Source organism: Kitasatospora sp. NPDC059747 (assembly GCF_042732955.1).
GTDB lineage: Bacteria > Actinomycetota > Actinomycetes > Streptomycetales > Streptomycetaceae > Kitasatospora.
Genome location: NZ_JBHWGV010000125.1, coordinates 13366 through 25788, shown reverse-complemented (window position 1 = coordinate 25788; position 12423 = coordinate 13366). Strand labels below are relative to the sequence as shown.

The 12423-nt window shown below is 75.5% G+C and carries 11 protein-coding genes; 3 read left to right on the top strand and 8 right to left on the bottom strand.

All coding sequences use genetic code 11. From position 1 onward, the window contains the following. Positions 1-76 precede the first annotated feature (76 nt). The 3 genes from ACFV4G_RS36240 to ACFV4G_RS36230 all read right to left on the bottom strand — a co-directional run bounded on the left by ACFV4G_RS36240 (position 77) and on the right by ACFV4G_RS36230 (position 3561). Positions 77-850: an SDR family oxidoreductase gene (locus tag ACFV4G_RS36240; RefSeq protein WP_380446449.1), complete on the bottom strand. Its 774-nt coding sequence runs from the start codon at positions 848-850 to the stop codon at positions 77-79. A 252-nt stretch (positions 851-1102) separates the two neighbouring features. After that, positions 1103-1636 (bottom strand): SixA phosphatase family protein, encoded by a 534-nt coding sequence (locus tag ACFV4G_RS36235; protein WP_380446448.1) that lies wholly within the window; start codon positions 1634-1636, stop codon positions 1103-1105. Between the two features lie 164 nt (positions 1637-1800). Next, positions 1801-3561 carry a ricin-type beta-trefoil lectin domain protein gene (locus tag ACFV4G_RS36230; protein ID WP_380446447.1) on the bottom strand — a complete coding sequence of 587 codons (1761 nt, stop codon included), beginning with the start codon at positions 3559-3561 and terminating at the stop codon, positions 1801-1803. A gap of 217 nt (positions 3562-3778) precedes the next feature. Here ACFV4G_RS36230 and ACFV4G_RS36225 point away from each other — a divergent pair, with 217 nt between their 5' ends. Then, positions 3779-5056 carry a sensor histidine kinase gene (locus ACFV4G_RS36225; protein ID WP_380446446.1) on the top strand — a complete coding sequence of 426 codons (1278 nt, stop codon included), beginning with the start codon at positions 3779-3781 and terminating at the stop codon, positions 5054-5056. Continuing rightward, positions 5044-5700 (top strand): response regulator, encoded by a 657-nt coding sequence (locus ACFV4G_RS36220; protein WP_380446445.1) that lies wholly within the window; start codon positions 5044-5046, stop codon positions 5698-5700. Before ACFV4G_RS36225 ends, ACFV4G_RS36220 begins: the two co-directional genes overlap by 13 nt. Here ACFV4G_RS36220 and ACFV4G_RS36215 read toward each other — a convergent pair. Together ACFV4G_RS36215 and ACFV4G_RS36210 are read right to left on the bottom strand one after the other, a co-directional pair. Then, positions 5618-6841, bottom strand: coding sequence for a glycosyltransferase family 4 protein (locus tag ACFV4G_RS36215; RefSeq protein ID WP_380446444.1), 1224 nt, complete (start codon positions 6839-6841; stop codon positions 5618-5620). The two genes, ACFV4G_RS36220 and ACFV4G_RS36215, sit on opposite strands and share 83 nt — an antisense overlap. After that, on the bottom strand, positions 6838-8178 hold the full coding sequence (locus ACFV4G_RS36210; RefSeq protein WP_380446443.1) for a hypothetical protein: 1341 nt from the start codon (positions 8176-8178) through the stop codon (positions 6838-6840). Before ACFV4G_RS36210 ends, ACFV4G_RS36215 begins: the two co-directional genes overlap by 4 nt. A gap of 246 nt (positions 8179-8424) precedes the next feature. Between ACFV4G_RS36210 and ACFV4G_RS36205 the strand changes: the two genes are divergently transcribed. Then, positions 8425-10767 (top strand): ATP-binding protein, encoded by a 2343-nt coding sequence (locus ACFV4G_RS36205; protein WP_380446442.1) that lies wholly within the window; start codon positions 8425-8427, stop codon positions 10765-10767. Positions 10768-10860: 93 nt separating this feature from the next. Here ACFV4G_RS36205 and ACFV4G_RS36200 read toward each other — a convergent pair whose 3' ends face one another. Genes ACFV4G_RS36200 through ACFV4G_RS36190 form a run of 3 tightly spaced genes read right to left on the bottom strand, consistent with a single transcriptional unit; the run spans position 10861 to position 12230 of the window. Next, positions 10861-11334: an SRPBCC family protein gene (locus ACFV4G_RS36200; protein ID WP_380446441.1), complete on the bottom strand. Its 474-nt coding sequence runs from the start codon at positions 11332-11334 to the stop codon at positions 10861-10863. A 54-nt stretch (positions 11335-11388) separates the two neighbouring features. After that, positions 11389-11751, bottom strand: a complete 363-nt coding sequence (locus ACFV4G_RS36195; RefSeq protein WP_380446440.1) for an ArsR/SmtB family transcription factor — start codon at positions 11749-11751, stop codon at positions 11389-11391. Next, positions 11748-12230: an SRPBCC domain-containing protein gene (locus ACFV4G_RS36190; protein ID WP_380446452.1), complete on the bottom strand. Its 483-nt coding sequence runs from the start codon at positions 12228-12230 to the stop codon at positions 11748-11750. The genes ACFV4G_RS36195 and ACFV4G_RS36190 overlap by 4 nt, the downstream gene beginning before the upstream one ends. Positions 12231-12423: the final 193 nt, after the last annotated feature.

Here is a 12423-nt window from a genome sequence, read left to right as displayed (position 1 = left end):
GCGGGGGGGCGCGCGCGCGGGCGCGCGGCGGCGCCCCCGGCCGCCCCCCCCCCCCACGGCGGTGCTCCCGCCCCCGTCAGCGCACGTCCAGGCCGCCGTCCGGGCGGAGCACCTCGCCCGTCATCCCGTGCGCGTCGTCCGAGGCCAGGAAGCGGTACAGCGGCGCCAGTTGCGCGGGCGTCAGCACCACGCGCAGCGGATTGAAGTCCCGGATCACCGCGCTGATCCCGTCCGGATCGCCGAACACCTCCGCGGACCCCTCCGGCCCCACTGCCGCGCGCAGCCCCGTCACCACGCCGCCCGGGGCCACCGCGTTCACCCGCACCCGGGGCGCGAGGTCCGCCGCCAGGTGCCGGACCAGCCCGACCGCGGCGTGCTTGGCCATCGCGTAGGCGACCCCCGAACCGTTGCCGCGCACCACGTACGAGGCGTCGGACAGCGTGAACACCATCGCGCCGCGCCGCTCCAGCAGAGGCTCCGCCGCCGCCCGGGCCGCCAGCAGGTAGCCCACCGCGTCCACGTCCAGCACCCGCCGCGCCAGCTCGGCCAGTTCGGCGGCCGGCCGGTCGCGCAGCCCGACCCCGCCGTCGTGGATCCCGGCGTTGCCCACCAGCACGTCCAGCCCGCCGTGCGCCTCCACCGCGGTGCGCACCGCCCGCTCGTTGTCCGCCGCGCTGCGCACGTCCCCGAGCACCAGGGCGGCCCCGTCGGGCAGCGGCTCCCGGGGCTCCTCCCGGTCCAGCACCACCACCCGGTGCCCGTGTCGCACCAGGTCCTCCACCACCGCCCGCCCGATCCCCGAGACCCCACCGGTCACCAGGGCCACCCGGACCCCACTCTGCTGTCCCACCACGGAGAACTCCCCAGGTCCGCACCGATCCGACCCGGCAACGAGTACACCGCCCCCGCACCCGCCCACCACCCCCGCCCCGAACGCCCCGCCCGCGTTCAACCGCTCCCCGTCGGCACTCGAACACCCCGCCCACCCCGAGCCGTTGATCCGCCCCCGGCCGGCCCGCTAGCCTCGCGTGGGCCGTGTTCGTTCGCCCGGACCACCGGCTGCTCCGGCGATCGATCGCTGACCGGCGTGGGCGGGACCGGGTCAGGTGCGCGCCCCGCGGGGGACGACGAAGTCGCGGAGGCGGGCCGAGTCCAACTCGTCCCACGCACCGGCGATTTCCAGTACCGCGAGGCCGCTGGTCGGGTACTTCTCCCGGACGCGGTCGAGGGCCTCGCCGCCCGGGTCGCCGGCGAGGTCGAGGATCAGGTCCTCCAGGGCCGGGTTGTGGCCGACGAGGAGGACGGTCGTCGCGTCGCGGGGCTGTTCCCGCAGGACCTCGACGAGGTCGTCGGCGTCCGCGGTGTACACCCGGGGGTCGACCGTCGCGGAGGGCGCACCCGGCAGCTCGGCGGCCGCCAGGTCCCACGTCTCTCGCGCCCGCCGCGCTGGCGAGCACACCACCGCGTCCGGCAGCAGCCCCCGGTCGCGCAGCCATCGGCCGGCCTCGGGCGCGTCGCGCCGCCCGCGCGGGCCCAGCGGGCGCTTCTCGTCGGGCACGCCCGCCGGCCACGCGGACTTCGCGTGGCGCAGCACGATCAGCGTGCGGGGCGGCGGGGGCGTGGTCGTGTCGCTCATGCCTCCACGCTGCCACAGACCGGCCCGGCGCGACCCTCGGCTACGGGCGGATCCAGCAGCAGAGGTGCTGCTCCCGCGCGACGGCCCGCCGCACCCGGCACCGACAGTGCTCTCCGCAGGCGGCAGGTCGGCCCGCGGAGAGCACCCTGTCGATCGCTGGTCCGTCAGACCGGGAGGGACCAGTACTGGTTGGCCTGGTGGCTGCCGCAGGTCCAGAGTTCCAGTGCGGTGCCGGAGGCGGTGGCGCCGCCCGTCACGTCGAGGCAGAGGCCGGAGTCGGTGAGGGTGCCGTCCGGGGCCGGGGTCCACTGCTGGAGGGCACTGCCGGTGCAGGTGGCGAGCACCGCCCGGCTGCCGGCCGACGTTCCGGTGGCGGTGAGGCACTTGCCGAGGGTGCGGACGGTGCCGTCGGCGGTCCTGGTCCAGCGCTGGTTGGCGTTGCCGGTGCAGTCGTAGAGGATCACCGGGGTGCCGTCCGCGGTGCCGCTGGCGGTGTCGTCCATGCACTTGGCGCCGTTGCCGGTGACCTGGCCGGTCGGGACGGCGGGGGCGCAGCCGGTGCCGGGGGTGAGCCGCCAGACGGCGGTGCCGTGGGCCGGGACGGTCTGGCTCAGGGCGGTGGAGACGGCCGAAGTCCGGCCGGTCCAGAGGTCCTTGGCCGTCGCCGTGCAGCCGGGCAGGCCGATGGTCGCCAGCGGGACGGTGAGGGTCTGCGCGCTGTTCGAGCGGTTCAGCACCGCGACCGCGCGGTCCCCGCCGGCCAGCGGCCGGGCCAGCACGTCGGCGGCGGAGGTGCTGGACACCACGCCCGCCTGCCGGCCGAGCGGGTCCTGGTCGACGGCGATCAGGTCGGTGTTGCCGAGCGCGCCCAGCCCCGCGGGGGTGAGCTGGGAGACGTCGGAGGAGAGGATCAGCGGGGCGGCCGTCATCGACCACAGGGCGACCTGGCTGCGCGCCTCGTCGTCGGTCAGGCCGCCGTCGCCGGCGATGAGGAAGTCGGGGTCGTTCCAGTTGCCGGGGGAGGCGAAGGAGCCGATCCAGCGGTTGTAGCCGTAGTTGCCGAGCAGGCTGGACCAGCGGCTCGCGGCGGGGTGGGCGGTGTCGTAGGTCGCGATGTCGTAGCCCTCGCGCCAGAGCTGGCCGTCCTGGCCGACCCAGGAGAGCACGTCGAACCAGTTCCGGTCGCCCCACTCGCCGCTCTGGAAGTAGGCGGGCGCGGATTCGGAGAACACGATGTCGCGGCCGGCGGACCGGAGGGCGGCGGACTGGGCGTCGTAGGCCTGGCGGTAGGCCTGTTCCTGGGTCTGGCCGGCGGCGACCCGGAGGTTGCAGCCGTCCAGCTTGAGGTAGTCGACGCCCCACGCGGCGAAGGTGGCGGCGTCCTGCGCGAAGTGGTCGGGTTCGCCGTTCGCGCCGGTGCCGCTGCCGGGGTAGCCGCCGCAGGTGCTGGAGCCGGCGTCCTCGTAGATGCCGAACCCGAGGCCGCGGGTGTGGAGGTAGGAGCCGAGCCAGGCCATGCCGTGGGGGAACTTGGCCGGATCGGCGGTGAGGCTGCCGCTCGCGTCCCGGGCGGTGGACATCCAGCAGTCGTCCACGGTGACGGTGGTGTAGCCCTTGGCGGCGAGGCCGGTGGAGACCAGGGCGTCCGCGTTGGCGGTGACGGTCCGTTCGTCGATGCCGCACTGGTAGTGGGCCCAGTCGTTCCAGCCCATCGGCGGGGTGACGGCGAGCGCCCGGCCGGCGCCGGAGGTGGCGGTGGCGGTGGGGGAGGCGGTGGGGGAGGCGTGGGCGGTCGTGGCGGTCAACGGCAGGGCGAGCAGCGCGGCTGACAGTGCGCCGGCCGCGAGTCTGCGCCGGGACGTGCGGAAGGGCCTGTGGAAGGGCCTGCGGAAGGCCGTCCGGAAGGACGTGCGTAAGGGTTGCATGGCGGACTCCTGGCGTCGGGGGCTGTGGAGGAGTGCGCAACCAGTGCACTGTGCCTGCTCATTGACGTCAATAAGAGCGACAGAATTTGCAAGTCTGAGCATTTGCAGTGCAAGTGGCGACAGGCCCCTGTAGGGCGGAAGTCGCCACCCGTTACAGTGGATCTTGTACGGAGCATGCGGGGAGGCGTTCCCCGAACCCACGGGGAGGGCCCTCACGATGACCGTCGCCGTCTGGGAGGCCGTACGCCGGCGCCCCGACCGCTTCCTCCGGTCCCTGTGGCCGCTGCGCGCATGGGCGTTCCTGCTGAGCGGCACGGTCCTCGGTCTCCTGCTGCTCGTCGTCCTCGCGCTGCTGCTGGCCGTGGGGCTGGGGCTGTCCGTGGTCGGGGTGGGCCTGCTGGTCCTGGCGGCCGTCCCGGTGGTGGGGATCCCGGTGGCCGCCCTGGAGCGCCGCCGGCTGCGGATCGTGGAGCCGGTGCCGCTGCCCGACCCGCACGCCTCGCTCCCCGGGGCCGGCGCGTGGCCGTGGCTGCGGACCCGGCTCAAGGAGCGCGCCACCTGGCGGGAGCTGTCCTACGCCCTGCTGCACGCCGTCGTGTTCACGGCGGCGGGCCTCGGCTTCACCGCCCTCCTCGCGTTCTCGGCGATGCTGCTGGTCACCCCCGTGATCGTGTGGGCGATCGCCCCCGACACGGTGATGCTGATCCCTGGGCGGTCGATCTCCGACCCGGTCGGCGGTCTGCCCGGCACGGCGGCGGGGCTCGTCGGCCTGGTGCTGGCCGCGTACGCGGGCGGGCTGCTCGCCGGGGCGCAGGTCAAGGCGGCCCAACTCCTCCTCTCCGCCCGGGAGGAGGACCTCGGCAGGCGGATCATCGAGCTGACCCGCTCCCGGGCCCGGCTGGTCGACGCGTTCGAGGCCGAGCGGCGGCGCATCGAGCGCGATCTGCACGACGGCGCCCAGCAGCAGCTCGTCGCCCTGACCATGACCCTGGGACTGGCCGAACTGGAGCTGCGCGGGCAGGAGTCCGCCGCGCTGCCGCTGATCGCCCGGGCCCGCGGGGAGGCCCGCCAGGCGCTGGAGCAACTGCGCAGCCTGGTCCGTGACATCCACCCGCAGGTGCTGACCGACCACGGCCTGGCGGCGGCCGTGGAGGAACTCGCCCTGCGCAACCCCGTTCCCGTCACGGTCGACATCGACCTGCCGCGCCGGCTGCCCGCCCCGGTGGAGAGCACGGCGTACTTCACCGTCACCGAGGCCCTGGCCAACGCGGCCAAGCACAGCGGCGCCGCGGCGGTCACCGTCCACGGCCGCCTGGTGGGCGACCGGCTCGTCCTGGAGGTCGGCGACGACGGACGCGGCGGCGCCGACCCGTCCGCCGGGTCCGGGCTGCAAGGCCTGGCCGACCGGGTGGCGATCCTGAAGGGGAGGCTCATCGTGACCAGTCCCGTCGGCGGACCGACCCGGCTGCGGGTGGAGGTGCCGTGCTCCGCGTAGTGCTCGCCGAGGACGCCGTCCTGCTCCGGGCCGGGCTGGTGGAGGTGCTCACCCGGGTGGGCCACGAGGTGGTGGCCGCCGTCGGCGACGCCGCCGAGCTGGCGCGCGCGGTGGACGCGGACCGTCCCGACGTCGTCCTCACCGACGTCCGGATGCCGCCGGACTTCCGCGACGAGGGGCTGCGCGCGGCGCTGGAGCTGCGCGCCAGGCACCCCGGCCTGCCGGTGCTGGTGCTCTCCCAGTACGTGGCGACCGCCTACGCCAAGCAGCTGTTCACCGGCCCGGCGGCGGACGGGGGCGGCCTCGGCTACCTGCTCAAGGACCGGGTCGGGGAGGTCGCCGAGTTCCTCGACGCACTGGACCGCGTCGCCGGCGGGCAGACCGTCGTCGACCCGGAGGTGATCCGGGTGCTGCTGAAGGCCTCCGACGCGCCGCTGCAGCGGCTGACACCGCGCGAGCGCGAGGTGCTCGGGCTGATGGCGGAGGGCCTCAACAACCAGGCCGTCGCCCGGCGGCTGACGGTCACCGAGGCGTCCGTGGTCAAGCACGCGAGCAACATCTTCATGAAGCTCGACCTCGACCCGAGCGAGGGGAACCGGCGGGTGCTCGCCGTCCTTGCCTTCCTGCGAGGACAGGGTCAGTGACGGTGATCGGCAGGTCCGGGTCCAGCAAGCGGTTCAGTCGCTGCGCCGAGCCCTCCCAGGTCCAGTGCCGGGCCACCCACTCGCGGCCCGCCGCGCCGCGTCGCTCCCGCTCCTGCGGCGAGGTCAGCGTCTCGGCGAGGGCGGCGGCGACGGCGGCCGGGGAGCGGCCGTCGGCCACCCGGCCGGTGATGCCGTCCAGGACCGTGTCCGGGGCGCCGCCGGAGTCGCCGACGACGACCGGCAGCCCGGCGGCGGACGCCTCCAGGAAGACGATGCCCAGGCCCTCCGCCTCCAGCCCGGCCCTCCGGGTGCGGCAGGGCATGGCGAACACGTCGGCGGCGGCGTAGTAGCCGGTGGTCGCGGCGTGGTCGAGCCCGCCGGTGAACACCACCCTCCCCGGCGCGCACCGTGCGGCGAGCCGGCGCAGCCGGGCCGCGTCCGGCCCCTGGCCGACGATCACGAGGACCGCGTCCGGCACCCGCCGCAGGATCGCGGGCATCGCCCTGATCAGCACGTCCTGCCCCTTGCGGGGCACCAGCCGCGCGACGCACAGGATCACGCTGCGGCCCGCGAGCCGGTGCCGCGCGCGTATCCGCTCGGCGCCCTCGTCGTCCGGGTGGGCGGGCCGGAAGGCCTCGGCGTCGACGCCCGGGACGAGCCGCTCCAGGCGGGCGTGCGGGCCGAGGGCGGGGGCGATGCGGCTGCGGGTGTGCTCGCCGAGGTAGGTCACGACGTCGACGTGGTCACCGACGTGGCGCAGCAGGCGCCGCGCCCCCGGTGTGCGGGCCCACCAGATCTCGTGGCCGTGCGTGGTGGCCACCGTCCGGCGGATGCCGCCGCGCCGCAGGTCGCGGGCCATGGCGGCGAGCGGGGCGGCGGCCCCGAACCACACCCGGTCCGCGCTGTGCTCCCGGGCGATGGCCAGGGCCCGTCGGGTGACGCGCGGGGTGGGCAGCAGCATGCGCGAGGGGTCCCGTACGACGGGGAAGGGCAGCGTGGCGTCGTACCGGTCCGCGCCGGGTTCGCGCGAGGTGTACACCACCACGTCGTGGCCGGGCATCCGCATCGCCATCGCGTGGACGAAGGTCTCGATGCCGCCCTGGCGGGGCGGGAAGTCGTTGGTGACGATCAGGGTGGTCATGCGGGGACGTCCTTGAGTGCGGCGGGGAGTACCCGCGTGCCGGAGACGAGGGCGGGCGCGGAGAGCGGACGGGCGGGCGCGGCGGCCCGCGCCCAGCAGGCGAGCAGCACCGGCAGGGCGAGGTAGCCGAAACGCCCGGCGGGGGCGAGCAGGAACGCGGCGGAGAGCCCGAGGGCGAGCCGGTCGGCCGCGCCCACCAGGTGGCCGGGCGGCCGCAGCACGAGCGAGACACCGATCGCGAGTCCGGCGGCCAGCAACAGGCCGACGGCCGCGTACCAGCCGGCCGGCCCCAGGTCGGCGAGCAGCCGCCCGGGGAGCGGACTGCTCGCCGGGGTCGCGAACTCCCCGCGGCCCGTGGGGAAGGCGAAGACCTGCTCGGCCACGGCCCGTGGGGAGAGCAGGACTCCGGGCAGGACGGCCACGGCCGTTCCGGTCAGCGTGGTGACGGCGCCGCGGACGGCGGCCCGCGGCCCGGCCCGGTGGGCGAGCAGCGCGAACACGACGCAAACGGCGGGCCAGGCCGTCCACTTCATCGAGCACGCGGCGGCCAGGGCCAGCCCGGCGCCGATCGGGCGATTCCGGGACGCGAACGCGAGGGCCAGGCACAGCAGTCCGGCGAGGGGCAGGTCCACACCGCTGACGGCGAGGGGCAGGGCGATCACCGGGGAGGCGACGAGGGCCCCGAGGACGGTCCGGGACCCGCCGCCCGTCCCCGGCGTGACGGCCCGGGACCCGCCGCCCGTCCCCGGCGTGACGGCCCGGGACCCGCCGCCCGTCCCCGGCGTGACGGCCCGGGACGCACCGCCCGTCGCCGGTGTGACGACCCGTCCGCCTGCCCACAGGCAGCCGAGCAGCACCGCCGCGCACCACGGCCGGGCGTCGCCGAGCACGCGGGCGACCGGCCCGTCGCCGCCGAGGACCGCCCTCGGGAGCCCCAGCAGGGCCATGCCGGGCAGGTACGGGGTCACCTCCACGACCGAGCGCGGATCGTCGAGGTACGGCGTCGCGTGCTCCACCAGGAGCCGCCCGGAGCGTTCGATCACCTCGACCTCGCTCTGCGCCGCGCCGGTCGCCAGCAGGTACAGCAGTGGCGTGACCACGGCCCCGGCCAGCGCCGCACCCACCGCGACGGCACGGGTCCGGTCCCGGTCCGGCCCGGTGGAGACGGCGGCCGCCACGAGGTAGCCGGCCGCGGCGAACGCGCCCCAGACCCGGTGGGTGTCCAGGGCGGAGACGGCGGCGACGGCCGCCGCCCACCCGGCGGTGGCGAGCCAGCCGACCGTCCACAACAGCCGTCGGTTCCACCGGAGATGGGGTTTGACCTGGGGAATCAGCACCCGTCCATTCCACCGAGCCGGAGCCCGGCGGTCATGACGGCCAGGTGGAGACCTGACGGTCGGGTTTTCCCTACCGCATGTCCCTACCGCACGTCCCTACCGCACGTCCCTGCCGCATGTCCCTACCGGGGGCCGCGGCTCCAGCCCTCCGGACCGGCATCCCCAAAACCCTGTGTGCACGTCAACACGCTCCGTACACTGGGCCGTTGCCGAGGAGCCTCGGCCGTGTCCCAGCGGAGGTGACGTGTGGTTGGCGGGCAGGCGGTGCCGGACCCGGACGAGGTGTACGACCTCGCGGACTTCATCGACGCCCTCGGGCGGCTGCGGTCGTGGGCGGGCGCGCCGTCGTACCGGGAGCTGGCGAGGTCGGTGGGCCGGCTGTTGCCCGTGCCGCAGCCGGTGGCCGCGTCCACGGTGGTCGACGCCTTCCGGCCGAAGCGCCGCCGCCTGGACTTCGACCTGGTGGTCGCGATCGTCCGCGCGCTCGGCCTGCCGGACGACGAGGCGGACCGGTGGCGCCGCGCGTGCGTGCGCGTGCACGGGGAGGCCGGGGCGGGCGGACCGGACGCGGTCCTGCGCCACCTGCCCGCGGACCTCGCGACGTTCACCGGCCGCGCCCGCGAGGTGAACGCGCTCATCGCGGCCGTGCCGGACACCCCCGGGGGCGCCCCGACGGTCGTCATCTCGGCGATCGAGGGCATGGGCGGCGTCGGCAAGACCACGCTGGCCGTGCACGTCGCCCGCCGCCTCGTCGCCGCCGGGCGGTACGCCGGGATCCAGCTGTACGCGAACCTGCGCGGCTTCGACCCCGACCACCCGCCCGCGGAGCCGGCCGAGCTCCTGGGCGGCTTCCTGCGCCGGCTGGGCGTCCCCCCGAAGCAGGTGCCGGACGGCCTCGACGAGCGCGCGGCGATGTACCGCGACCGGATGTCCGACCGGGACGCCCTGGTGCTGCTCGACAACGCGGCCGACGAGAAGCAGGTGCGGGCCCTGATCCCGGCGAGCCCCAGGTGCCTGGTCCTGGTCACCAGCCGGCGCAGCCTCACCGCGCTCGACGGCGCCGCGCTCTTCCCGCTCGACGTGTTCAGCCGCGACGAGGGGACGGCCCTGCTGGCGCGGATCACCGGCGCCGGACGCGTCGCCGCCGAGCCCGCGGCCGCCGGGGAGGTCGTCGAGCTGTGCGGATACCTGCCGCTCGCCGTCGCCCTGGCCGCCGGACGCCTGCGCTCACGGCCCGCCTGGAGCCTGGCCGACCTGGCGGACGCGCTGCGCGGGCAGGCCCCGGACGCGATCGGGTCGGGCAGCAGGACGCTGCGGCCCGTCTTCGACCTCTCCTACCGCGGACTGCCGGGCCAGGCGCAGCGCGTGCTGCGCCTGCTGGGCCGCCACCCCGGCGTCGACTACACCGTCCCGGCCGTCGCGGCCATGGCGGACCTCCCGGAGCCGGACGCGGAGGCGCTGCTGGAACTGCTCCAGGACGAGCACCTGCTCCAGCAGAAGACCTACGGCCGGTACGAACTGCACGACCTGCTGCGCAGCTACGCGGCCGAGGCCGCGGCCCGGGAGCCGGGCGCCGACGGCGACGCGGCGGTGGAACGCCTCGGCCGGTGGTTCCTGCACTCCGCGTACAACGCGGCCAAGGCCGTCGACACCCCCGACCTCCCGTTCCCCACCAGGCCCAGCGAGCACGGCCCGGCGACGTTCGACTCCTACGACGAGGCGCTGGCCTGGTTCGACCGCGAGTGGCACAACCTGACCGCCGTCCAGCTCGCGGCCCGGGACCTCGGGCTCCACGACACCGTCTGGCAGCTGGCCGTCGCGCGGAAATTCGTCGCCGCGCTGCGCAACCACCTGCCGGACTCCGCCGCCGGGCACGAGCTCGCGGTGGAGGCCGCCAGGGCGCTCGGCGACCGGGCGGTGGAGGCCCGCGTCACCGGCGGGCTGGGCCTGGCGTACCGGATGCTGGGGCGGCTGGAGGACGCGGAGCGGTGCTACGGCGCGGCGAGCGCGATCCTGCGGGAACTCGGCGACTGGGTGCGGATGGGACCGCTCCTGCTCAACATCGCGGGCGTGCACCAGTTCCGCGAGGACTATCCGAAGGCCCTGGCGGTGTACGAGGAATCGCTGGAGGTGTTCGAGAAGTCCGGGGCGATCGGGGGCCGCGCGACCGCCCGGCTGAGCCTCGGCACCGTCCACCAGACGCTGGGCGACCTCGACGAGGCCGAGCGCTACTTCCTCCTCGCGCTGGAGGACAACCGGACGGTGGCCGCAGCCGTCCAGGCCGACAGCACCAAGGTCGGCAACCGGCGCGGCCTGGCCATCCTGCTCGGCCACCTGGCCACGGTGCACGCGGCCCGGGGCGAGGCCGCGCGGGCGGTCGGCGGCTACCGGGAGCAGATCGAGCTCCTGCGCTTCCTCGGCGACAAGCAGCTCCTCGCCGAAGCCGTGCGCTCATTGGGCGACGCGCAGCTCGCGGCCGGCGACGGGACGGCGGCGCGGGAGGCGTGGACCGAGGCGCTGGCCCTCTTCGAGGACCTCGGCGACGGCGAGCAGGCCGCGGCGGTCCGGGAGCGGCTCGGGGGCGGCTGAACCCCGGGCCGGGGCGCGGAGGGCCTCCGCGCCCCGGCCACGCGCCGGCCCGCCCCGCTGCCGGGTTCGCGGCTCACGTACGCGGCCCGGGTGTCAGGCCGGGTGGTGGTCGGGGACGGCGTTCAGCTCGATGCCGTGTTCGAGCAGGGCCTTCATCGCGCACAGGGCGGTGGTGAAACCGCCGACGGTGTCGTTCACCCAGCGGACGGTGTCGTCCCCCGAGCCCCGGAAGCCGGTCTCGGTGGCCTCGACGAAGGTGGCCTGCGCCGTGCGCGGGGTGAACGTCAGCTCGACCGTGGTCGGCTGCTCGTAGTTGCCCCACTCGAACCGGATCAGACGTCCCTCCCGCACCTCCTGGACGCGGACGTCGGCCGATGCCCCGTAGGTCTCCCACTCCCAGCGCACCTCGGCTCCCGCGACCATCGGCCCGCTGCTCTTGCTGAACCAGAACCGGGACGTGACGGCCGGATCGGCGAAGGCCTGGAACGCCTCCGTCGCGGGCTTGCGCACCACCATGCAGGCGTACGCGGCAGGGGCGTGGGTGAGCTGTCGGTTCTCCGTGGACATGATCATGCTCCTCTCCGGGGTCGCGTCGGGTGGACGTGACCCGTCAGGGCTCGTTTAGGGCGTTTCCTGTTCCGCCGCTTCGGCGAGGTGTTTGATGTGCGCCAGCCGCCGGTCCCAGTCGGCGGCGAGCGAGGCCATCCACCGCGCCGTCGCGTCGAGCGCCGCGGGCCGCACCGTGTAGCGCACCTCGCGCCCGACGCGGCCACCGGTCACCAGGCCGGCGGCGTCCAGGACGGCGAGGTGTTTGACCACGGCCTGGCGCGAGACGGGAAGGTGCCGGGCGAGCGTCGTCGCGGTGGCCTGGCCCTGCGCGGCGAGCAGTTCGAGCAGCCGGCGCCGCGTCGGGTCGGCGAGGGCCGCGAGGACGGTGTCGACCGCCTCGACGGCGCCGGCGGCGCTGGCGGGTTCGTCGGTCACGCGGAGGGCTGCTCGGACGACTGTTCGGACGGCTGGGCGGAGGGCTGTTCGGCGCGCGTCCTGAGCGCGTCGAGCTCCTGGCGCCAGCCGCCGGTGTTGTCCTCGACCGCCTTGCCGCGCAGTGCCTCGGACCCGGCCAGTTTCGCGAACCCGCTCTCGACCACGCGCAGCCGCGTCTTGCCGTCCTCCGGCGTCAGTGTGAACTCCACGAGGGTGCTGTTGTCCTCGCGCAGTTCTTCTCCGGGGAACGCGCTGGCCCAGCGGTAGGCCAGGTAGGTCGGCGGTTCGAGCTTCTCCACGCGCACCGCGAAGTCGCCGTACTCCGGGTTCTTCGCCACCACCTCCTCGCCTTCCCTGGCCATGGTGCCGGGCGGGCTCGCCTTGTCGGCCACCCAGAAACCGGGCTCGGCCACCAGCGACCAGACCCGCTCAAGGGAGGCTTCGATCAGGGTTTCGCGTTCGATCCGGTCCTCGCTCATGAGGGGGCTCCCGTTCATCGGCGGCATTGGACGCAACTCCAGAGTTGCATGCCGTGCCTCTGGGTGCAACCCGAGAGTTGCGGCTCGACCGGGTCCGGTCTCGCGGGGCCACGGGAGGAGTCGCCCGGTCGGGGGGGGGGGGGCGCCCCCCCCCCCCCGGGCGCCCCGCGACGCCGCGCCGGCCCGCGGCCAC